Source organism: Pontibacillus chungwhensis BH030062 (genome assembly GCF_000770675.1).
Classification (GTDB): domain Bacteria; phylum Bacillota; class Bacilli; order Bacillales; family BH030062; genus Pontibacillus; species Pontibacillus chungwhensis.
In genome coordinates this window covers 229215-251821 of sequence record NZ_AVBG01000002.1, presented here as the reverse complement: position 1 = coordinate 251821, position 22607 = coordinate 229215, and the positions used below count along the sequence as shown (strand labels likewise).

Sequence of the window (22607 nt, the reverse complement as noted above, 5' to 3'; positions counted from 1 at the left end):
AGTTTCCTTTGTCTCCAAATAATGAATGGGAGCGGGAACAAGAACGAGTTGATGAAGTTGTTCAAGAAATTGAGCAGAAAATAGAAGATATAAATGATCGAGCAGGGGATGTAAAGGAAGAAGTTATAGGGCTGCGGGAGACATTTTGGGAAGACGTGACAGTTAATATTGATGAGCCTGATGACATCATGGAAACGTACAACAGCCTCAGGCAACAAGCTGAATTGCTTGGGGAGCGGGAACGTAGCCATAAACACGTGTATGATCAGATGAAGACTTTAAGGAGGATGGAGCACTCGCCTTATTTTGGGCGTGTTGATTTCACGGAAGACAATGAGCAGGAAACCGATCAAGTATATATAGGAATCTCCTCTTTAATGGATCGTAATGATGAGAACTTCCTTGTTTATGATTGGAGAGCTCCTATATCAAGTCTTTACTATGACTATTCTCCAGGACCAGCTGAATATGAAACACCTGAAGGAACGATTGAGGGAAATATGGATGTAAAACGCCAGTACATCATTCGTCAGGGCCAGATTAAAGGGATGTTTGATACAGGAATAACAATTGGTGATGAACTTCTTCAAGAAGTGCTTGGGAACCGAGCCAATACACAAATGAAAAGTATTGTCGCTACCATTCAAAAGGAGCAAAATCAGATTATCCGATATGACAGACGTCCCTATTTAGTCGTGCAAGGAGTTGCTGGAAGTGGGAAGACATCGGCAGCGCTTCAGCGTGTGGCTTATTTACTTTATCAATATCGAACAAAGATTACAGCAGATCAGATGATGTTATTCTCTCCTAATCCTATGTTTAACAGCTACGTGGCCAATGTCCTGCCTGAATTAGGAGAGGAAAACATTGAACAAACAACCTTTCAGGAATATATGGCATATCGGTTGGAATCCAGACTGAACTTTGAAGATGCTTATGATCAACTTGAATACTTGCTTACTGCAGAACAAAATGATGCATACAACACACGACTAGAGGGTGTCCAATATAAGGCGACTTTACAGTTTAAAACCGACGTTGATCAGTATGCAGAATCTCTGTCTGAAGATGGATTGGTTTTCAAAAATATAAAGTTTAGGGGAGCAACGATTGTTTCAAAAGAGAACATACATGATTACTTTTATAACTTGGACTCCTTTATATCAATGCCAAATCGACTGGAAATGGTGGCAGAATGGCTAATTAAACAGGTGGAAGCCTTTGAGAAGAAGGAACGCTCTAAAGAATGGGTTGAGGAAGAAATAGAGCTATTAGGAAAAGAAGAGCTTTTAAAAATCCATCAGAAGTTACAAGCAGGATATAGGGGGAATTCAGAAACCTTCGACGATGCTATTCAAGAGAAAAAAATACTTTCAAAAGCAATCGTAAAAAAATATACGAAACCCATAAAGAGAAAAATTAATGAATTAAAATTCCTCAATATGAAAGCAATCTATACATCATTCTTTCATTCTGAAATAGGGCTTTCCGAGAAGGCAGCAAAGGAAACAAGAGAGAATATTGAAAGTGGAAACTTGTTTTATGAAGACGTCACCCCATTTTTATATCTAGAAGATCTAATTAAAGGGACGCACGTCTATACCCATATTCGTTACTTATTCATTGATGAAGCACAGGATTATTCACCATTCCAGTTTGCCTTTCTTAAAAAACTCTTTCCTTATAGCCGTATGACAGTACTGGGGGATTACAATCAGGCTATATACGCCCATACCCTCCATGCTCCAACGCTTCTTTCGGAAGAGCTTTACGAAGAAGAGCGCGCCGAATATATGACGCTCCTAAGAAGTTACCGGTCTACGCGTCAAATTATTGAGTTTACCAAAGGGATGATTCCAGGTGGTGAAGCTATTGAACCATTTAACCGGGAAGGCTCACTGCCGTCTGTTATACGTACAGATAATCAAGAAGACCAGCAGGATACTTTAATAAAAGAGTTGTATCGCCTTGGGGAAAAGAAGTATGACACCATCGCAATTATTTGTAAAACAGCTGAAGAAACCCGTGAAGCTTATGAATTACTAGCGTCATGTGACATTCCTGTCCGCCTTATGGATAAAGATACGTACACGTTTACGAAAGGGATTCTCGTTATTCCCGTTTATTTAGCGAAAGGAATTGAATTTGATGCAGTGGTTCTCTATAATGCGTCAGATAAAAACTATCAGTTTCAACTGGACCGGAAATTATTTTACACAGCTTGTACGAGAGCCATGCACGAACTAATCTTGATGGCGATGGATGAACCAAGTCGATTTATTCGAGAGATTCCTTCAGACTATTATACGTATAAGTAAAAAATAGGCCCCATCACTTCATAACGCTCCCTCGAGAGGTTTTTGCTACCTCAATAAAAAGCGCTGAAGTGATTGGGGTTATTTTTGCGTTTCATGTGAGACTGTGAAGTTCTCGTTCATATAGTCGCACAGTTCTAAGAATGCTTCCTTATCGTTGTGGTCAATCGCTTGATCAATAAGTCTCATAGCATTTTGACGTTCTAATTCATAAATCACATCACCTGATTTCTCTAATGTTACAGGCAGCTGCTTTGTTAAATAACGATGGGCTATAGAGTGAACGTGTGTTAAGAATTCCGGTATATCTAATAGTTCTGCAATGGAAATCTGAATCATATGTTTCCCTTTTTGGAAAACGAGGATATCTTTCTCGTTTTCAATGCGTTTTGTTTTTCGATTTACAACGATTTCTCTACCTTCAACAGGGACAAATTGATAAACGTCACCATCAATGTGAATAGTGAAATACTGATAAGCTAGCATAATTCGGATGTTTCGTGTTTCTTGTTTAACATAAAAGGGCTTCAGAGTCTTAATCGATAACATATTCGTCACACCTCTCTAAGGATTGATTACACGAAGCTCATGTTCACCGACAAAAGATAGAGAAGGGGCCCCTAACTTTATATTATCTGAATATTCTAATATATTGTATGCGGGAATCTGAGGTTTAGTTATACCAAATGAAGAAGAATTTTGTACAATTTTGCAGACTAGGCATCTGACATCATGAGAATTACATAAATCGCTCGATTCCTTTCTTGTATGTGACGAGGCTATGATTGCCTGCTATGGATTCTGTTTGAATAGAGAATGAGCTTTGAGATTTCACATGAGCATAATACCAAACTTGTTTCGTAATTGGGCAATAGATGATGGTCGGAGGTACTTTAGTGACAATGTCATGGACATTCACGAAGCGGATACTAATTGGCACGTGTTTACGATATTGAATCGTGAATTCTTTATCCCCAACTCGGGGACTGGCGTAGTTATACATGACGATTTGATTGAAGGGGGTGTGTATGGCTGCATCAAGGGCATGAAGGGTGGCCAATGCTGCACCTAGACTGTGACCGGTTATATATAGGGTCTTATGAGGTGAAACCTTCTTATATGCTTCAAAAATGGCATCTCGGCAGGAATCATAAACAGTTAAGAACCCAGTATGAACGAGACCGGCGTCCTCAAGGTAGGGAAATGGCGTTTGATATACGCGCGCGTCCGCAATCCAGTCGGGTTCTGACTGCGTCCCGCGAAATGCAATGACAACAGCGTCATCACTTTCAATAATAAAGCCGAACCATTCCATCTCTTGTATGGAGGCTGCTTTGAAAGATTCAACTAATGTAAACCCCTTTGGAATAGCAAATAACCCTTTCTGTTTGTATTGCTCGTACGTAATCTCACACATTTCTAATAAAAATAGAGCTAACGGTTTGTGAAAAAAAGGAAGTTTGTTCACCTTGTTCAAAAGCCTCCCATATCAAGCGTTTTAGTATCATATGGGGACCAGTTCAACTTGGTGCAACCGCTAAATAGGTTTAAAAAGTGAAGAAAACGTCAATTGAAGACAGTACAAGTCAAATTTTTCATGGAGGGATCAAGGAATGCCAGCAAAAGAACAAGAATTAAAAGATGTATACATGACTAAAAGCGGCGAATCGATCCGATTTGCTCATGGAACGTATGTAATTACACAGGTAGATGGAAAGAAACACTGTGACTTAACGTTAAATAACGTAGAGCAATATGAAATGTTTGAAGATCGAAAAGACGAGAGTAAAGATGTCGAAGTTACGTTCACAACCCAAGAAGGTGAGAAGTTTGATGGTAAGCTTGACGTAAAAACCGTCAATCGCCACAATGAACAACGCAATGTCGTTGAGTTAGAAAGCAAAGAAGAACTTGCCCAGCAATCATAAATGATAAAGACCCCCCTTGAGTTGATGAACTCGAGGGGGTCTTTTACTTATACCTAAAGAGGGCTGAAGGAGTGACGAAAGCGATGTCGGAATGACGTAACCGCAGATCGAAGCAACATTGACCACAAAAAGCATGAAAACCTCAGAACTCACCATGAGTTCTGAGGTTTTGTTGTTCCAATTTACTTTTGAATAAACATCTGTGTCCAATAAATACCCATTTCTCCGCCTTCAGCAATACCGATACCAATGTGAGTCACGTTTTTGTTTAAAATGTTTTTACGGTGACCTGCGCTGTTCATCCATTGTTGCACAACTTTTTCAGGAGTTTGCTGGCCAGCTGCGATGTTCTCAGCTGCTGTTTTATAATCTACCCCAAAGTTTTGCATCATTTCAAACGGACTGCCATAGCGAGGAGAGTTGTGAGAGAAGTAATCATTCTTCACCATGTCCTCAGATTTTTTCTGTGCAACCCCTCGTAGTTCAGCATCTGCTTTTAGAGCTGGAAGGCCTTGCTTTTTACGTTCTTTATTCGTTAGTTCAACAACTTTAGCTTTAAATTCACTATCAGCTTTATCTGCTTGCTCTTTTTGTTCCTGAGCTTGTTGTTTTTGTTGTTGCGTTTGATTATTTTGATTTGGTGTTTGGTTTTGGTCAGGCTGTGAGTATTGTGTTTGACCATTGCCATCGCCTTTACCTTGACGATATTCACGGCGCTTTTCTCCGTCTTGCATATACTGTTCAAATTGATCTGGTACAAACTTTTCTACGTTTTCACGCATGCCATTCATATCCCCGCCAGGGATGGTGTATTGGCGCATTTCTCCTTCAACATTAAAGCGGCCATTGCCATCATTGGCGCTATATGAATCACCATTTCCCTGATTCTCAAATGTTAGGCGCTCTACATTAGAGTTGTTTGCATCATTTAAGCTTTCCTCATTATCTGTATTATTACAAGCTCCTAAAACCCCTAAAGAAAGAACAGCGGTTAGGGCGTAAACAAATTTCTTCTGCATATTTATGACCTCCCTGATTTATAGGCTCTTATGTCCCATTTGTAGTATTTGCAGGGCTCAGTTTGATATGCTCCTGAGGCCATGACAATAAGAGGGAAGTCTGGGAAGCTCAAGCAACAAAAAAAGGACGAAATCGTGTATGATTTCGTCCTTTTCAAGTGTCCTTATAATGTTTAAAAGCGGAACAGATCACCAGAAAGATATCTTTCCCCGGTATCCGGTGCAATGACTACGACCGCTTCATCTGTTTGTTTACGCTTTGCAACTTCTATCGCGGCATAAACCGCTGCCCCAGCTGAAGGACCAACTAAAATGCCTTCTTCACGGGCAAGACGTCGAGTCACGTCATAAGCTTGCTCGTCGGTTATTTTGAAAATTTCGTCGTATATTTCTTGATTTAAAATTTCAGGGATAAACCCAGGGCTTGTTCCCACTAATTTGTGTTTCCCTGGCTTTCCTCCTGAAAGAACGGGCGATCCTTCTGGTTCCACAACGTGAACAGATAAGTTCGGATAATGTTCCTTCAGAGGTTCTCCTGTACCTGTTACAGTTCCGCCCGTGCCGGCTGTAGCTACGAAAGCGGATAGGGGTTTACCGATCTCATCCATTGCTTCAATAATTTCACGAGCCGTTGTATTTCGGTGAGCATTTGGGTTAGCGATATTCTTAAACTGCATCGGAATAAATGATCCCTCAATTTCTTCTGCTAACTCTTCAGCACGGCGAATAGCACCTGGCATCTTGTCTGATCCAGGGGTTAATTCGACTTCAGCACCGTATGCCTTTAATAAATTAATTCGCTCTTGCGACATGGTATCTGGCATAACCAAGATTGCCCGGTAGCCACGGGCTGCTGCATTCATAGCGATCCCGATTCCTGTGTTCCCGCTCGTTGGCTCAATAATAGTAGAACCTTGTTTCAAGTAGCCAGCATTCTCAGCTTCGACCATCATATTATACGCGGCACGGTCTTTGACGCTACCGCTTGGGTTAAACATCTCTAGCTTCACATAAACATCGGCACTTCCTTCTGGTACAATTCGATTTAATTTGACTAAAGGAGTTTCTCCGATTAAATCAGCAATATTGTTTACGACACGCATGATGTCACTTCCTTTATTCTGAGCATTTTACTCTATTTTAACATATCCACTAGGGTATTCTCATGTTTTAGAATTGATATCTCCAGAAATCCACATCTGAATAATAGGGATGGAAAGTTATCCACATGTGGATAGTTGAAAGTAATCGGATTTTGACGAAGTTCATGAAGCAATTTTTACACTACATTGATTCTTTCTCCATAAAGCATTTCTATACTTATAGTAACAAAAACTTTTCTGAGTACAGGGAAGGCAAGGAGGAAGAATAATGAGAGTTGCTTTCTTTACGGATACCTTTACTCCTCAGGTGAATGGCGTCGCAAAAACCCTTCAACGCTTTGTGAATTATCTTGATGATCAAGATGTTGAGTATATCGTTTTTGCACCAGGTGGAGATCACCAAACTTTAAATATGGAGCAAATAAAAGGTTTTAAGAGCGTCCCTTTTTATCTTTATCCTGAATGTCGATTATCATTACCGAACCTGTCTACTATTCGTAAACAATTAGAATCATTTCAGCCTGATCTTATTCACATTGCTACACCGTTTAATATTGGCTTTGCAGGGCTTTATTATGGAAAGAAGTTAGGTATTCCCATGGTCGGCTCCTACCACACAAACTTTGATCGTTATTTAGAATATTACGATTTAAACATTTTATCAAAGTGGGTCTGGAAATACATGAGATGGTTCCATGCTCCTTTCAGGCAGACGTTTGTTCCTTCAGAAGAGACAAAAAGAGACTTAATCCAACGAGGCTTCCGAAATATAAGTATATGGAGTCGGGGAGTAGACTGTCAGCTCTTTCATCCTAATTACGATCACAGAGTTGTTCGAGAAATGTATCACATAGATGAACCGTATATATTGACTTATGTAGGGAGACTTGCGCCAGAGAAAGATCTCGATGTGTTTCTTAAAATTGCCGATTCTCTTCCTCCATCTCTCAAGGAACAAGTTCATTGGCTTGTTGCAGGCGATGGACCAATGGATTCTGAGTTAAAAGCAGCAGCACCAAAAAATATGACGTTCACTGGTTATGTAGAAGGGGAGCATCTTGCGCGCATTTATGCAACTTCGACACTGATGGTGTTTCCATCTAGAACAGAAACGTTTGGAAATGTTGTCCTTGAATCTATGGCTGCAGGAACACCCGTTATTGGAGCTAGGGCAGGCGGTGTTCAGGGAATCATTACGCAAGATGAGACAGGAAAATTATGTACCCCTGGACATGTAGATGAGTTTATTGAAGCTATAACCGATTTACTTTGTAGAGAAAAGGTTGTAAAGGAAATGGGGGTCCGCGCGCGTCTGTACGCTAAAGGCTGTTCATGGACGTCGATTTTTGAAGATTTATTGCTTCAATATGAAATGGCGATTGACGACACTATTATGTCTTATGCTTAAATAGGGAAAGTGAGGAGGAGAAGATATGAAGAAGATAGCGGTAGTGGGAACAGGCTATGTTGGTCTTGTAACTGGAGTTGGTTTGTCTCATATTGGTCACGAGGTAACGTGTTTAGATATAGATCCTGTAAAGATTGATCTATTACAGAAAGGGCGCTCGCCAATATACGAAGAATCTCTTGAACCAATGATTCAAGAAAATCAAAAGCAGAAAAGACTTTCGTTCACCTCTGAATATGAAGATATCCAGGATGCGGAGATCGTTTTAATTGCCGTTGGCACACCACAGCAACAAGACGGATCAGCTAACCTTACGTATATATTTCAGGCAGCAGAACGCATCGCAAAGACAATCAATCACGACGTAACAGTAGTTGTGAAAAGTACGGTTCCAGTAGGGACGTGCCAACGTTTAAGAAACTATATACAAGACAGAACCCCTTTTTCTATCAGAATGGTCTCTAATCCTGAATTTTTACGGGAAGGCAATGCCCTAAAAGATTTATTTGAAGGCGATCGCATCGTAATAGGCTCTGGCAATCCAGAAGCCACTCAACAGGTCATGGAAATGTATTCTCCTTTTGACATCCCTATGATGACAACGGATTTAGCTAGCGCTGAACTGATTAAATATGCTTCAAATGCATTTTTAGCGACGAAAATAAGTTTTATTAATGAAATCTCATCAATTTGTGAAAAAGTCGGGGCAAATGTAGAAGCTGTCGCTAAAGGGATGGGGATGGATCGTCGGATTGGGTCATCTTTCCTCCAAGCTGGAATTGGGTATGGTGGATCATGTTTTCCAAAAGATACAAAAGCCCTTGTCCAAATGGCTGGTAATGTGGAACACCAATTTGATTTATTGGAGTCCGTTATACACGTGAATAACAAGCAACAAAATAAGTTGGTCGATCAAATGAAGGAGCGTTGTGGAAGCTTAGTTGGAAAGCGCATTACCATTCTTGGTTTGGCATTTAAGCCAGGGACAGATGATTTAAGAGAAGCGCCATCTCTGGTGATTATAGACCGTCTTTTACGAGAAGGAGCTTTAATTACAGCTTATGATCCTGCTGCTATGCCTAGAGCAAAAGAACTTTTTCCTGCTGTTACGTTTGCCTCTAACGTGAAGGAAGCTTTGATGGGGGCTGAACTAGCCGCCATAGTCACTGAGTGGGAGGAAATTAAAGAGCTTCCATTATCCCATTATGAGGAGTCGATGGAAGAAGCTATTCTGTTCGATGGTCGAAACTGTTACTCTCTTGAAGAGGTAATGGAACACAATATGGAGTATTATTCAGTCGGACGTCCGGCAATAGGACATACAAAAAGCGCCACCCTTACGCATAAAGCATAAAAGGGTGGCACTTGCTAAGGTAGTACGATATTAGCCATATCGGCTTACAGTAGAAGGTTGTCTTTGCATAATAAGGGCGAGGCTTAAACCGCTTAGTAACAGGAGTATGGTTGTTGTAAAGAAAACAGAGGTAAATCCGTAAGTCCCTGCTAGTAAACCGCCAAGTGCCGGACCAATGATGTTTCCTAAAAAGCGGAGGCTTGTGCTGTAACCAAGCACTTCTCCTTGAATGGAAACAGGGGCTACCTGACGAATATAGGCTGTTCGAACAGGGATAATACCTCCAATAGTAATCCCCAGTAGAAACCGTAAAATCATAAGCTGCCAAATGTTCGTTACAAAGGCTCCGGGTAAATAAATAATACCTGAAGCAAGGAGTAGGAAGACGAGAATCTTCTCATATCCTACAGAATCAGCTATCTTTCCCCATCTTCTTGCCATAAGTAAATTCCCGACCCCCGCTGCAGAGAAAGCGATCCCTGAGAAGAAGGCTAAATTAGCTGTGCCATGAATTTCACTTACGAACAACGCAAGAATGGGCTGAATGCTGAAGTGCGCAATTTGTACAAACATAGAGACGATCATGACGGTAACGAGTATAGGATTTAAGAGAATATGGCGTATAACCTCTTTTCGTGAATACGTCTCTTGTTTCTCATCTTCTGTTTCTATGCGGAACTCTCTGACCCCTAGCAATACGAAGACCGCAGCGATAAACAATGTGATAGAGGTGAGCTGAAATGTGCTAGAGAATCCATAAGAATCTGCTAGCACTCCTCCAAACAACGGCCCCATTAAACTACCGGTTACGTTTCCTGTTTGCAGGGTACCAAGCGCTTGTCCCGACAATTCCCTGGGAGTTTGCGTTGAGATAAGGGCTTGTGAGGTTGAGATAAATCCTGTGAATACACCCATACATAATCGTAAAATGAATAGTTGGAACACAGATGTCACAAATCCCATTAGTAGGACGCTTCCAGCCAAACCTGCCCCCGATAGGACGAGAATCGTTTTCCGCCCGTAGCGATCTCCAACCCTTCCCCAAATGGGGGAGAATAAAAAAGCGGTAAAGAACGTCACTCCAAATGTTAATCCAGACCAACGTTGTACATATGCTTCTGAGAAGTTTCCGAATGATTCAATATAAAGAGATAAGAACGGCATAACCATTGTCATGCTACCAGCAATAAAAAAGTTAGCAAACCACATAATCATTAAGTTCTGTTTCGATATCTTTTCTTGATTGTGAATTTTTTACCCTTCTTTCGTTCCGGACGATATTTCGACTTCCTAAATATCATACCAGACAGAAGGATAAATAGAAAATTTTGAGATTTATTTAACAATTAATAGGCTAGTCCAACGGAACGATAAATGTGATCGTGTTTCACTACAGATTCCAACAGAAAATGGGCTACGTCTGACCGGGATATACGTTTTCCGCCGATTGGTACGCCTGTTGATTCCGTTCGGTATTCCCCTGTACGTGTTCCATCGTCTAAGCGTAAAGGTCTGGCAACGGTCCATGCTTTACCGCTTTGTTTTAATAATTCAACTGATCGTTTATGGTCGGCTAATACATTTTTTAAGATCTTTGAAGCCATAAATCCTGTGAATCCTGGTATTTCATCTTCTATTCCAGCAGACGCTGTATAAGCGATTCGTTCGATTCCATTTTCATTCATGCCATCTACTATATTAGACGTCATCTCAGACAAAGTAGTGGTCTTTTTCAAACCATCTGTCCCTAGTGTAGATATAACAGCATCATGCCCTTTCATGGCTTGAATGACGAATTCACGATCTAAGCCATTTCCTTTAATGATATGAAGATGAGGGTGTTGAATCGAGAGTTTCGAAGGGGTTCTGGCAAAAGCCGTGACACGGTGTCCTTCCTCGAGTGCCAGTTTAATTACTTCTTTGCCTGTTCCACCTGAAGCACCAAATACGATTATATTCATGATTACTCCACCTGCTTTCTAATAAATAGCTATGACTGTATTATACCAAGATTTGGAGGGGGAGGTGGAAGAATAATAGGTGCAACTCTAATGGGTGATTGAAAAAGGAGGACATTCTTATATAAGAATGTCCTCCTTTTTTTATGAACGTTATTTTTTCCGGTTAAATAAATCTGCAAATAATTCCATGAAGGCTTCTGCAATCTCAATGGATTGAAAGGCTAACAAACTTGTAGCGGTCAGTGAAAATAGTCCGATCAGAACAAATCTCATCGTGAGGATTGTATGCAACCATGCCATAGGTATTCCTCCTTCATTTCGTACTATATTGAATGTCCTCACTAATAGTGGAGGTGCTATTCGTCTACTTTTGGCATTTGAATAGGAATGGTATTTTCATCTTTATTCTTTTGGATTCGGATCTCTAGCAATCCGTTCTTGTAGGAGGAAGTCACTTCATCTGGTGTGAAATGAAATGGAATTCGTATGGTTCGCTTGTAGTGGCCTTGAAACCGTTCTTTATGCAATGTTTGCTGTTCTGAGGCTTGGTAGGCTGTTGGGACATGGCCCTCTAGTATTAGATTCGTTCCGTTTTGTTTCAAGGTTAGGTGCTCTGACGAGGCAAGGCCTGGTAGGTCCGCGATGACAACAAGATGACTTTCTGCATCGTACAAATCATAGGCTGGACCTCGCTTTGGTATGACATGATGCATGTCGTCCCAAAAATCCTGACCTAACACTTGGTCGATGGTTTTCGAAAACTTTTCCCAGTTAACCTGAGATTGTTTTTCCTTCAAAGGACATCACCTCTTCTACCCAATTATATGAGGGAGTGGTGTGGTTTCATGAATGTAATTTTTTTTGGCTTCAAGAGGCTTTTTGTAAAGGATGTTCCGTTCTTCGGTTTGTTCAAAATATTATTAAAAATAAACAACTTGTTTACTCAGTAACTAAGGGGGTAAAGGAATAGGACACCAAAACTTCCCATCGACTCATCTACATAACACCAAGATGAAATAATTAGGAGAGGAGTAATCATTTGAGTAAACCACTAACACAAAAAGTCTCACCAGTATTTTGGATTACGATTGCTATAGTAGCCGCAGCAGTTACCTGGGGGGTTATTGTCCCTGATAATCTAAAAGCAGTTACATTATCAATTAGAGATTATTTATCCATTCATTTTGGTTGGTACTATTTAATTGTTGTAGCGCTCTTTGTACTATTTTGTATCTTTATGATTATTAGTCCTTACGGAAAAATGAAGCTAGGAAAACCAGATGATGAGCCTGAGTATAGTATGCCGACATGGTTTGCCATGTTGTTTAGTGCAGGAATGGGAATCGGACTTGTCTTCTGGGGCGTGGCAGAACCTATATCACACTATATAAAAAATGCACCTACAGCCGAAACAGGAACACCGGAGGCCTTAAATGAATCCCTGAAGTTTGTTTACTTTCACTGGGGAGTTCACGCTTGGGCTATATATGCAACTGTAGCTATGACGTTGGCCTATTTTAAATTCCGCCGTGGTGCACCAGGTCTTGTAAGTGCTACATTAACACCTATCTTAGGAGAAAAGGCAAAAGGGCCAATCGGAAAATTAATCGATGTTATTGCGATATTTGCTACGGTTGTAGGCGTGGCGACAACACTAGGATTTGGTGCCGCCCAGATTAATGGAGGTCTTAATTTCTTATTAAATACACCAGATGAATTCTGGGTACAGCTTGTTATTATTGGTGTCGTTACAGTGTTGTTTATGATCTCTGCATATACAGGGCTTAGTAAAGGAATTAAATATTTAAGTAACACAAATTTAGTGCTAGCTCTCTTATTATTTGGATTTGTCCTTGTTGTAGGACCTACGTTAAACATTATGAATGTCTTTACAGATACCATTGGCTCCTATATTAAAGACGTGGGGAATATGAGCTTTAGACTTTCACCCAATAATGATGCGGAACACACTTGGATTCAAGACTGGACGGTTTTCTATTGGGCATGGTGGATTGCTTGGTCTCCGTTTGTAGGAATCTTTATCGCCCGAGTTTCGAAAGGACGTACGATTCGAGAATTTCTAATCGGCGTACTTGTCGTTCCTTCCCTTGTTAGTTTTCTATGGTTTGCAACGTTTGGTATGTCAGCCATTAACCTTGAACAAACAGGTGCAGCAGATATTGCTGGGTTAGCAACTGAGCAAGCCTTGTTTGGAACATTGATGGAATATCCATTAGGAACGATTACATCCATTATTGCTTTATGTTTAATTGGAACTTTCTTTGTCACTTCAGCCGACTCAGCTACATTTGTACTTGGTATGCAAAGCACGAAGGGGTCTTTAAATCCTCCGAAAACAGTTAAGTTTAGCTGGGGAATTGCTCAATCTGCGACTGCTGCTATTTTACTCTACACAGGTGGGCTACAAGGCTTGCAGAATGCCTTAATCTCAGCGGCCTTTCCATTTTCGATGATTATGATTATGATGGCTTACTCGTTTTATAAAGCTATAACAGAAGATTACCATGCGATGAAGAAAGAGACATCTTCTTCATCAAGTTCAAATCAATCCGCTAAAACGGGTTCATAAACGTAAAAAAGGCTGCCATCTAGGCAGCCTTTTTTTACTATACATTGAGCTTGGGTTAAGCTCATTCCTATTCATTTGAGGTAAAACCGCTCACAATTCTATTACTTAATTAGTTTTTTCAACCATGAGCTCTGGCTAAATCCAAATGTTTCATGTGGAACCGTTAGTTCAAAAGCAAGCTGGTCTTTTTTTAAATTGAATGTAGATGCACGGAGGCCTAGTTCATATCCTGGATTAATCTGGGTAACGGCCACATAAACATTTTCTTCATCTGGGTTTACAATAATCCACTCAGGCATTGGGTAGTTATCTTTTATATAATCTAAAACCTTTTTGTTTGGCAGGTGTAGACGGCCGAGTGTAATGGACTTCTGCTGAAGGATCAGATCTCCGTTTTTTTGTACAATGGGATCAAATTTCATTGTTAAAGGCAATTCTTTATCAAAAGCCACAATCGTTCCTGTTAACTCCACATCATCTTCTAGAGAGACTGTATAATCAATCGATTGTTTATCTGATATTTCCGCCAAATAACTATTAATGATTTGATTCAAATTGTCCTTACTTGACATCACTGTAAATTCAGCCCGCTTATCGCTAAAAGGCATGGACTTTGGAACTGATACAGATGAGGTTGGTAAATAAACAAGTAATAGAAGCCATAGAATGACTCCAGCATTAATGATCGCTAAGATAAAAAATAGCCACTTCCACTTATTGTTGATTTTCATTGCTTCAAACATATGACATCTCCAATCTAACTGATGTCTTTAAATTTCTTCTCCATTCTGGCGCACAATCTCGTCCTTTAAATGAGAGAGGATCCGTTCAGCCATTAGTCTGTATCCTCTTAAATTTGGATGAAAGTTATCTTCGTAATAAAGGTCTTCAGTAGAACCACTAAACAAATCTTTAATTGGAATGTAGTTCACATTCGCATATCGGTCGACAACATCTTTACTGATACGATTCCAATCGTAAACAATTTGGTCGAGCTCAGGGATATCGCTGAAATACTGTTCGAACGGATTAAACAAACCTACAAGATAAATATGGGCATCCTTATTTTGAGAACGTATCGTTTGAAAAATAGAAGATAATCGATCCTCGTATTGAGGAAGTTCACTCTCGAAATCTTCATAACCAAGAGAGGTGAAGTTGTTTTTGACAACTTTCATAATATCATTTGCCCCGATTGTAATGACGATCACATCGGCTTCTTGAAGGGAGGAGGAGATCTCCTCTTCTTTTAGTCGGTCTAGTAACTGATCTGTACGATTACCTCGCTTACCGAAGTTCTTAATCTGAAAATCCTGATTGTTTTCTTGCAGTGTTTCTTCAATAATCCCTACGTAACCACCATTTCCTGAGGAATCACCTACACCTTGAGTAAGTGAATCTCCGATGGCCACGATATTTATGTTATCTTCCACAAAGATTTCCTTCGCACCTTCTAAAACGGTAGAAACCGCTTCTTTAAGTTCCTCAGTGATGGTTTTCTCTTCCTCTGAATTTTCGCCTTCCGCTTCCTGAGTAAGGAACTCTTGAGGCTTTTCACCATTAAGAGAGGAATCACTAACTTTTGATTCGTTACCAACCCAATAGAAGAGAATGATAAGGAAAATGAATAAGAATAAAACTGTTAATGCAATTCGTTTCATGTCGATCACACCTGACAATTATCAATTGTACCGTATCATAACACGCATTCCCCATTCTATATAGTGTAAATCGGCTATATATTACCTATATTATATGAGAAATGATTCATCTTTTTACATACCTTTTCGAATCAATTTGAAAAAATTTGCGGTTAACTAGCACATTCACATAAAAAAAGGGTATATCTCTTTATATACAACCAAATAAGTCGATCTAATCGTAACTCATTAAAAAAATAGGAAAGATTCGTTGGAATTATCCTAAAAATACAAAAATGAGGGATTGTCCAGTATTTGGTTCTTGTTAGAAGAGCTTATATAATAAACGTCATATCCAAAATAAAACAGTAGAGGTGACCCAATAATATGTGCGGCATATTCGCCACAACAGGACATGTAGAAACGAATAAGATGAAAGAAATTCTAGAGAGTATGAAACATAGAGGACCAGACGAAGGAAAACAAGTTCCTTTAGAAGGTTTCCATATAGGACACCAGCGCTTATCTATTATTGGTTTAGAAGATGGTATTCAGCCCATATCTAACGAAGAGCAGTCAAAATGGATAGTGTGTAATGGTGAAATTTATAATTATCTAGAATTGAAAGGTGAATTAGAACAGCATACCTCATTTTTAACCCATTCTGATAGTGAAGTTGCGTTAAAATTAATTGAAACAGAAGGGGTAAAGAGTATAGCAAAGCTTGATGGTATGTTTGCATTCGTCATAGTTGATGAGCTCACTGATACATTCGTTGCCGCAAGAGATACATTAGGAATTAAGCCTTTATATTACGGGCGAGATGATGAAGGGAATTATGTGTTCTCTTCAGAATTAAAAACATTATATCTTATTACTGATGACGTGCAGGAATTTCCTCCTGGAACTTATTATACGCCAGAAACCGGATTTGTGAGATATAGACAGATCAAACATCCAGACCAACCCGCACAAACAACACGTCGTGAAATGACTACAGTAATCAGAGAAAAGCTTGAACAAGCAATAGAGAAAAGGCTTTTAGCAGATGTGGAGGTTGGCGTGCTATTAAGTGGTGGATTGGATAGCAGCTTAATATCAGCGATTGCTGCAAAGAAGGCTAAAGAACAGGGAAAAACGGTAAAATCCTTTTGCGTCGGCTCTGCTGGAAGTGAAGATATCGAGCGTGCTCGTGATGTAGCTGAAGCAATAGGTTCTGATCATTATGAATACATATATACACAAGAAGAATTAATAGAGGCCATCCCTCATGTCATATATGCTTTGGAATCATATGAACCTTCTTTAGTAAGAAGTGCCATCCCGAATTACTTTGTTTCAAAGCTTGCCTCCGAGCATGTTAAGGTTATTCTCTCAGGAGAGGGAGCTGACGAGATTTTTGCGGGCTATGAGTATATGAAGCAATTCCAAACGACTGAATCCCTGAATGAAGAGATTATTCGAATCATCAATACCCTTCATAATATTAATTTACAACGTGGGGACAGAATGAGCATGGCACACTCCATTGAACTCCGTGTTCCGTTCCTGGATTTAGAATTAATTGAAACGGCTTTACAAATTCCATCTGAACAAAAGCTTCATACGGAAGAACAAATGGAGAAAACCATTTTGAGAGAATCATTTGATGGAGTATTGCCGGACCAAGTATTGTGGAGGAAAAAGGAAGAATTCTCAGCTGGTAGTGGTGCATTAGATTTGCTTGAAGCCTATGCCAATGAAACGATCTCTGATGCAGAGTTAGCTCGTATGAACGAAACAGCTCCAGTTGATATTCGCAGTAAACAAGAAGCGCTGTTTTATCGTTATTTCATTGAGTACTTCCCGGAACAATCAGCTCTCAAAACCGTAGGTAAATGGGCTACTGCATAACGGATTTTCTAAAGTATACCTAGTTATTCGGATATATGTTTTATACGCTTCAAGGTTGGGAACATATAGGTATAACCCAACACAAAAAAAGGAGCGATAATACATGAGAGAATACACAGTAGCACCCAACAAAGACGCAACAGAATGGTATGTAAAAGTGGAGGACGTAGCTCCTACCGACAAGTATGAAAAGAAAGATAAGGCTATTGAGAAAGCAGAAGAAATGGCCCAAGAACACAAACCAAGTAAGTTGTACATTCTTGATAAATATCATGAGATCGAAGAAGAGCGCTCATTCTAAGCTCTACCGTTATCTCGTAAAAAAGAAGCTGCCATATGGCAGCTTCTTTTTTGTGTGGTTCTGTTAAAGTTTAATGTTGTTATTCTTTATAACAAGCCTGTTCAAGAATAGGTCAGGATTGTAGAAGACTCTAAGCTGAGACACTCTATTGTGTGGGGGACCGTTACGTTTATTGAGAGATAGGGGTGTCTGGGGAACGACTCGCTTTCCGCGGGCGAGCTGTCGAGCCTCCTCGTTCGCTTGCGCTCTCTGTGGGGTCTCGTCGACCTCTTTCTCCCGCAGGAGTCTCCCCGTTCCCCAGACACCCCTTATCAGAAGTTGTATAACGTCCCCTTAGCTCGAGTAAGGGGGGGGCTTCAACACTTCACCCCTTATGTAGCGTAGCTTCCGTTACCCTATATATGGAAAAGGTGGTCGGGAAATTGCGAGACTCCTGCGGCAGTAGGAGCCTAGGGGAGACCCCACAGAGAGCGTAGCGAACGAGGAGGCTTCCCAGCTCGCCGCGGAAAGCCGAGTGATTTCCCGAACCACCTTACTCTCAATTACAGCAAACGGAAGCATTTCCTCAGCTTAGAGTCTTCCACATAAGGGGCTTATATGGAACAAAGTCCACAGAGGCTTTGTCTTAAGACTCTTATGTGCAAGGCCGATTGTATTACTCATCTAATCTTTTTAGTGGCTTGTCAGCGGGACCTTCTAGGACCGTTCCATCATAGGAGAAGCGTGAGCCATGACATGGGCAATCCCACGACTTTTCTTCTGCATTCCACTCAACTTCACATCCGAGGTGTGTACATGTGGTATCGACAACATGTACGTTTCCGGATTCGTCTTTATAAGCACCGGCTTTTTGAGCATTATGAATGATCGTTGATCCCTCTCCAGGATGTAGATCATCTACAGAGTTTGTATTAAAACTGACTTTACCTTTTAGAAATTGTGAAGCCACATTCGTATTCTGGGTTAAGAAGTGCTTTATACTAGGATCAGCATAAAACCGTGTAGGGGTAAACAGATCCTCATATGGATTCTTTTTCTCTTGAATCAGATCTTTAAGCAACAGGGCAGCGGCAGTCCCGCTTGTCATTCCCCATTTTCGATACCCAGTGGCGACAAAGATATTAGAATGACGGGAAGTTAAATGGCCGATATATGGAACTTTATCCATTGTGATTAAGTCTTGCGCTCCCCACTGCTGTACCGTTCCAGATAGATTGAAATGCCTTCTTCCGAAATTCTCTAAAGCTTCGAAATGTTGTTTTGAAGAATCGCTCTGACCCGTTTTGTGACTTTCTCCACCTAATAATACATAATTTTGGCCTTTAAAGGAGGTCGTTCGTATAGAGCGCTTTGGTTGATCTGCGCTTAAATACATTCCCTCTAAAGATTGATCCGTTTTAGCTGCTACAATATAAGAACGCTCAGCGTACATACGACTAAAAAAGAAGCCTTTACCGTCGTAAAAAGGAAAGTGTGAAGCTGAAACGATCGATTTACAAGTTACCTTTGCGCCGTTTTTTGTAACAATTTTAGGATCGGTCCCTTCTTCTACATCCGTTGCTACAGTCTGTTCAAAGATATGAACATTTTCTTTCATCATATCTCTAACTAAGTGTTGTAAGTAGGAGAGGGGATTGAATTGCGCTTGATTACGCATGACAATTCCCTTCTTTATAGAGAGATCAATTGGAAGGCGATCAATGATCTCCCCTTCTATACGTAGCGTTTCATAGGCTTTCGCTTCTTGTTCAATCTTTTGATTGTTTGCCTCGCTAATTCCGTATATATAAGCATCTTCTGTTGTGAATTGGCACTTGATCTCTTCCTTCTCTACCAAGTCCTGAATAAATTCTAGTGCTTCCTGATTAGCGCGGTAATACTTCCTTGCTTGTTCCACTCCAAAGTGGTGAATGAGCTCATCATAAATGAGGTCATGTTGCGCAGAAACTTTAGCAGTGGTATGGCCTGTCGTTCCGTGTAAAATTCGATCAGCATCTAGTAAAGCTACGCTCATTCCCTCTTTAGAAAGCAAGTAAGCAAGGGTAACGCCAGTAATGCCTGCTCCAACAATTCCGACATCCACTTGAATATCTTCTTTAAGCGATTCAAATTCAGGCAAATCCGTTTGCTTCATCCATAGGGTTTCTTCATTAGCTAAACGGGCATTTTGTTTACGTGTCATCATGCTCCTCCTTGGCATTTGTTCTATTCATTACTATGCCGAGGAGGGAGGTGAAGTATACGAAGAAGACTGCAGCAAGGACGATAAAATTGACTTTGTTCAATGTAAATCGCAACATATTAAAAAACAAATTCGTATGTAACTAAAAAGACCACTGATCAGGAAGACAAATCAGTGGTCTTTTGGGTCGTTTGGAGTTATGAACCGACCACAAGAGCCTGAGGCTTCCCGATAAAGTACCCTTGCGCTATATCAATTCCGATTTCTTTAGCTAAGTTAAGGTCATCTTCTGTCTCAATTCCTTCTAATACGACCGTTGTATCCTCTTTAAAATATTCAGTGAAAAGGGAGACTAGTTTTTGCTTCTTATCACTTGTAGCTAATTCCGTAGCAAAATAACGATCAAGCTTCAAGTACTCTGGTTCTATTTCAACTGCTTTTTTTAATGACGTAGCCCCTTGTCCAAAATCATCGATCGCAAATTGGATCCCCATTTCCCGTAACATTTTAATACGAATAGGAAGGAGGGGAGACTCCCACATAGCTTCCTCTTCCTTCGCTTCATTCATCTCTAAAACGATAGATGGAGCAGGAGACGAAGGGACCTCTAGAATGGAATGCATAAATCGAATGAAATTGGGGTGAAGAAGGGTAGACATGAACATATTTAGAAATAGTTTTTGATCGTTTAGTTGATTAGAATAATGCGTGAAAGCTTTCTCAATCGACATGGTATCAAGTTTGTAGAGAATGTTAGATTGCATAGCAATTTTAAAAAGTGTTTCAGGATTGGATTGAATAGTAGAGCGTAACAGAGCTTCATATCCATAAATAGCATCATCGGCCAGGTGATGAAGGGGCTGATAATTGTGAAATAAACGGTTTTTCTGTAAAAGTTCAAAAATATTCATAAAATCCCCCGTATTCAAATGGTTGTGATGGATCGCGTTCTATTAATCTATTATTAAGGTGAAACGAAATCACGAATATCAATACATGTTCATGCCAAGACTTTTGAAGCTAAAAAAACCCCATTGAATAAAATCAATGCGGCCGGTTGCGCTACTAGCTCGACCAACCATAAGCGCCCAAATACAGATTGGTTTCAAAGCTTCCTATCGTATTATGTAGAAACTAGTACTATTATCATAGCAATATTTACTTAGCAAATAAAGGTTAATAATTTAAATTTTTACACAATTTAAAGGCAAGCTTCCTATTTTTTATGTGCAAGGTGTACGAATAACAGGCTAAGAAACCATTTAACGATTGGTCCTTAGCCTCATTTCGTTTTACCACAATAAATTGAGAAGACGGTCATTTATGAGATTTGTGTTAATAGGGCAAGCTTCAGCGTCACGACCATATTGCCAACCCCATACATTTGATTTGCAAGAAAGTTTAGCAGGTGTATATTTCGGTGCTTTACGTGCTCTTGTAACTCCGGTTACCGGCTCTACACTGCAAAGGACGGACTGTGCAGACACTTTGTTATCCTTTGAGGCTGCTTTACAAAAAGCTTCATTAAATTTACCGTTCGTAGGATCGCAAGAAAATCCAGGTTGATACCCAGAAGAGTACATTCCCTCCACGTACCCTCGAATCCACGACTCATCAACTTTAAAGGACTTTTCAACGTTCGCAAACAGAACTTTTCCTTTAGGGAAGTTTAAACGCCTGGCATGAAAAACAGCGTTCTGAGCAATGACTTTTCCTTTCCTGTACCCTGTGGCCTCCGTGAAATTATTATAAATGGCCATAACTTTCGTGCCGCTACTATGCAATCGTTCAATTTCTAAGACAGTTAATCCTTCCGAAACCTCCGGGACCGTTGATAGGTAGCGTCCCCAGTATTTGGGCTTTCCGTATTTCTTTAGTACACAGTCATATAATTCTTTTGTGGCCTCCTGTGTAGAATCCACACCCCATTGATAAGCCATGTTGTTCTCCTCTCTGTAGCAGAAAAATATTCCAAAATGATCTTTGACCCGCTAATATAGAACCTACATACATACTATTCAAAAGAAGAAAGTAGGTGTTTCACTTGAGTATTTATCTTTTACTATCGTTTCTAGGAGCTGCTGTTATGCTTACGTTGATGCCTGGCCCTGATAATTTATTTGTATTAGCCCAAAGCATGTCTCAAAATAAAAAAGCAGGCATTGCAACAACATTTGGATTATGTACAGGGATACTAGTACACACATTAGCAGCCGCTATTGGAATCACAGCTCTTGTCTATCAGTCTGCGCTTCTGTTCATGATCGTTAAATATGCTGGAGCAGTTTATTTGTTGTATTTAGCATGGCAAGCATTCACAGAAGAAGGAGGGGATCTTGAGGTTGAATCTAAGCAATCACTTGAGTATAAGAAGCTTTATAAAAGAGGTGTGCTTATGAACGTCCTAAACCCAAAAGTTTCTCTCTTCTTCCTTGCTTTATTTCCTCAATTTATTGACCATTCAAAAGGAGCTTGGGAGGTTCCTTATCAAATGGTCGGGCTAGGAGTACTATTTCTAATCCAAGCCTTCATTATCTTCACCACAATCAGTTTCTTTGCTGAGAAGGTAGGAAACTGGATATCAAAAGTCCCTCAAATAGGCAGACGTTTGAATGTTGCAAAAGGAGTATTGCTAGGAATCATCGGAATCAGTCTTGCCCTAGGCGACAAATCCTAGCAAGGTGACTTATTTGAGGCAGTTTGCGCTTTTTGTTTTGGGATGTTCTGATGCTTTGATCGCTAGTCCCGACACTTAGCTCGCTCGTCTGGACGCATGGCGTGAGCGTCCCGTCACTTTGGTGGTGCGTCCTGATGCTTTGATCGCTCGTCCCGACACTTAGCTCGCTCGTCTGGACGCATGGCGTGAGCGTCCCGTCACTTTGGTGGTTCGTCCTGATGCTTCGGTCGCGAGTC

General features: G+C 40.3%; 21 protein-coding genes and 1 riboswitch. Of the genes, 8 read left to right on the top strand and 13 right to left on the bottom strand.

Translation table 11 applies throughout. From position 1 onward, the window contains the following. The first annotated feature begins 8 nt into the window (after positions 1-8). Complete coding sequence (gene helD, locus N780_RS04015) at positions 9-2318, top strand: RNA polymerase recycling motor HelD (RefSeq protein WP_036780333.1); 2310 nt, start codon at positions 9-11, stop codon at positions 2316-2318. Positions 2319-2396: 78 nt separating this feature from the next. Here helD and N780_RS04010 read toward each other — a convergent pair whose 3' ends face one another. Beyond that, positions 2397-2864 carry an IDEAL domain-containing protein gene (locus tag N780_RS04010; RefSeq protein WP_036780330.1) on the bottom strand — a complete coding sequence of 156 codons (468 nt, stop codon included), beginning with the start codon at positions 2862-2864 and terminating at the stop codon, positions 2397-2399. A gap of 190 nt (positions 2865-3054) precedes the next feature. Continuing rightward, positions 3055-3732 carry a lipase family protein gene (locus N780_RS04005; RefSeq protein WP_052114893.1) on the bottom strand — a complete coding sequence of 226 codons (678 nt, stop codon included), beginning with the start codon at positions 3730-3732 and terminating at the stop codon, positions 3055-3057. A 196-nt stretch (positions 3733-3928) separates the two neighbouring features. Between N780_RS04005 and N780_RS04000 the strand changes: the two genes are divergently transcribed. Continuing rightward, positions 3929-4243, top strand: coding sequence for a hypothetical protein (locus N780_RS04000; RefSeq protein ID WP_036780322.1), 315 nt, complete (start codon positions 3929-3931; stop codon positions 4241-4243). Positions 4244-4425: 182 nt separating this feature from the next. Here the strand turns inward: N780_RS04000 and N780_RS03995 are convergent, their stop codons facing one another. Both N780_RS03995 and cysK read right to left on the bottom strand, forming a co-directional pair. Next, positions 4426-5262, bottom strand: coding sequence for a CAP domain-containing protein (locus tag N780_RS03995; RefSeq protein WP_036780320.1), 837 nt, complete (start codon positions 5260-5262; stop codon positions 4426-4428). A gap of 173 nt (positions 5263-5435) precedes the next feature. After that, a complete protein-coding gene (gene cysK, locus N780_RS03990) occupies positions 5436-6365 on the bottom strand; it encodes a cysteine synthase A (protein ID WP_036780317.1) in 930 nt (309 codons plus the stop codon). A 268-nt stretch (positions 6366-6633) separates the two neighbouring features. On the opposite strand from cysK, the gene N780_RS03985 reads away from it, so the two are divergent. Continuing rightward, entirely contained in the window at positions 6634-7773 is a 1140-nt protein-coding gene (locus tag N780_RS03985; RefSeq protein WP_036780314.1) for a glycosyltransferase family 4 protein, read from the top strand. Between the two features lie 25 nt (positions 7774-7798). Further along, complete coding sequence (locus N780_RS03980) at positions 7799-9127, top strand: UDP-glucose dehydrogenase family protein (RefSeq protein WP_036780311.1); 1329 nt, start codon at positions 7799-7801, stop codon at positions 9125-9127. 30 nt (positions 9128-9157) lie between these two features. On the opposite strand, the gene N780_RS03975 is transcribed toward N780_RS03980, so the two are convergent. The 4 genes from N780_RS03975 to N780_RS03965 form a co-directional block, all read right to left on the bottom strand. Then, complete coding sequence (locus N780_RS03975; protein WP_036780309.1) at positions 9158-10342, bottom strand: MFS transporter; 1185 nt, start codon at positions 10340-10342, stop codon at positions 9158-9160. Positions 10343-10473: 131 nt separating this feature from the next. After that, positions 10474-11088 carry an NAD(P)-dependent oxidoreductase gene (locus N780_RS03970; protein WP_036780306.1) on the bottom strand — a complete coding sequence of 205 codons (615 nt, stop codon included), beginning with the start codon at positions 11086-11088 and terminating at the stop codon, positions 10474-10476. 150 nt (positions 11089-11238) lie between these two features. Beyond that, on the bottom strand, positions 11239-11388 hold the full coding sequence (locus N780_RS20025; protein WP_198135829.1) for a hypothetical protein: 150 nt from the start codon (positions 11386-11388) through the stop codon (positions 11239-11241). A 56-nt stretch (positions 11389-11444) separates the two neighbouring features. Further along, positions 11445-11885, bottom strand: a complete 441-nt coding sequence (locus N780_RS03965) for an Hsp20/alpha crystallin family protein (RefSeq protein ID WP_036780303.1) — start codon at positions 11883-11885, stop codon at positions 11445-11447. A 242-nt stretch (positions 11886-12127) separates the two neighbouring features. Here N780_RS03965 and N780_RS03960 point away from each other — a divergent pair, with 242 nt between their 5' ends. Further along, the gene (locus N780_RS03960; RefSeq protein WP_052114875.1) at positions 12128-13678 is read left to right on the top strand and encodes a glycine betaine uptake BCCT transporter; all 1551 of its coding nucleotides are present in this window, start codon (positions 12128-12130) and stop codon (positions 13676-13678) included. Between the two features lie 101 nt (positions 13679-13779). Here the strand turns inward: N780_RS03960 and N780_RS03955 are convergent, their stop codons facing one another. Next, entirely contained in the window at positions 13780-14421 is a 642-nt protein-coding gene (locus N780_RS03955; protein WP_036780301.1) for a YpmS family protein, read from the bottom strand. 27 nt (positions 14422-14448) lie between these two features. Beyond that, positions 14449-15339 carry an SGNH/GDSL hydrolase family protein gene (locus tag N780_RS03950; RefSeq protein ID WP_036780298.1) on the bottom strand — a complete coding sequence of 297 codons (891 nt, stop codon included), beginning with the start codon at positions 15337-15339 and terminating at the stop codon, positions 14449-14451. A gap of 366 nt (positions 15340-15705) precedes the next feature. Between N780_RS03950 and asnB the strand changes: the two genes are divergently transcribed. Then, the gene (asnB, locus tag N780_RS03945) at positions 15706-17211 is read left to right on the top strand and encodes an asparagine synthase B (protein ID WP_036780296.1); all 1506 of its coding nucleotides are present in this window, start codon (positions 15706-15708) and stop codon (positions 17209-17211) included. Between the two features lie 103 nt (positions 17212-17314). Next, entirely contained in the window at positions 17315-17512 is a 198-nt protein-coding gene (locus tag N780_RS03940; protein ID WP_036780294.1) for a DUF2188 domain-containing protein, read from the top strand. A gap of 655 nt (positions 17513-18167) precedes the next feature. Here N780_RS03940 and N780_RS03935 read toward each other — a convergent pair. The 3 genes from N780_RS03935 to N780_RS03925 all read right to left on the bottom strand — a co-directional run bounded on the left by N780_RS03935 (position 18168) and on the right by N780_RS03925 (position 21634). Then, complete coding sequence (locus N780_RS03935; RefSeq protein ID WP_084599323.1) at positions 18168-19694, bottom strand: FAD-dependent oxidoreductase; 1527 nt, start codon at positions 19692-19694, stop codon at positions 18168-18170. A gap of 197 nt (positions 19695-19891) precedes the next feature. Next, entirely contained in the window at positions 19892-20605 is a 714-nt protein-coding gene (locus tag N780_RS03930) for an EAL domain-containing protein (protein WP_036780293.1), read from the bottom strand. A gap of 131 nt (positions 20606-20736) precedes the next feature. Continuing rightward, positions 20737-20818: riboswitch (cyclic di-GMP riboswitch) on the bottom strand. 168 nt (positions 20819-20986) lie between these two features. Beyond that, complete coding sequence (locus N780_RS03925; protein ID WP_036780291.1) at positions 20987-21634, bottom strand: glycoside hydrolase domain-containing protein; 648 nt, start codon at positions 21632-21634, stop codon at positions 20987-20989. Between the two features lie 104 nt (positions 21635-21738). On the opposite strand from N780_RS03925, the gene N780_RS03920 reads away from it, so the two are divergent. Beyond that, the gene (locus tag N780_RS03920) at positions 21739-22371 is read left to right on the top strand and encodes a LysE family translocator (RefSeq protein ID WP_036780290.1); all 633 of its coding nucleotides are present in this window, start codon (positions 21739-21741) and stop codon (positions 22369-22371) included. The last annotated feature ends 236 nt before the right edge of the window (positions 22372-22607 follow it).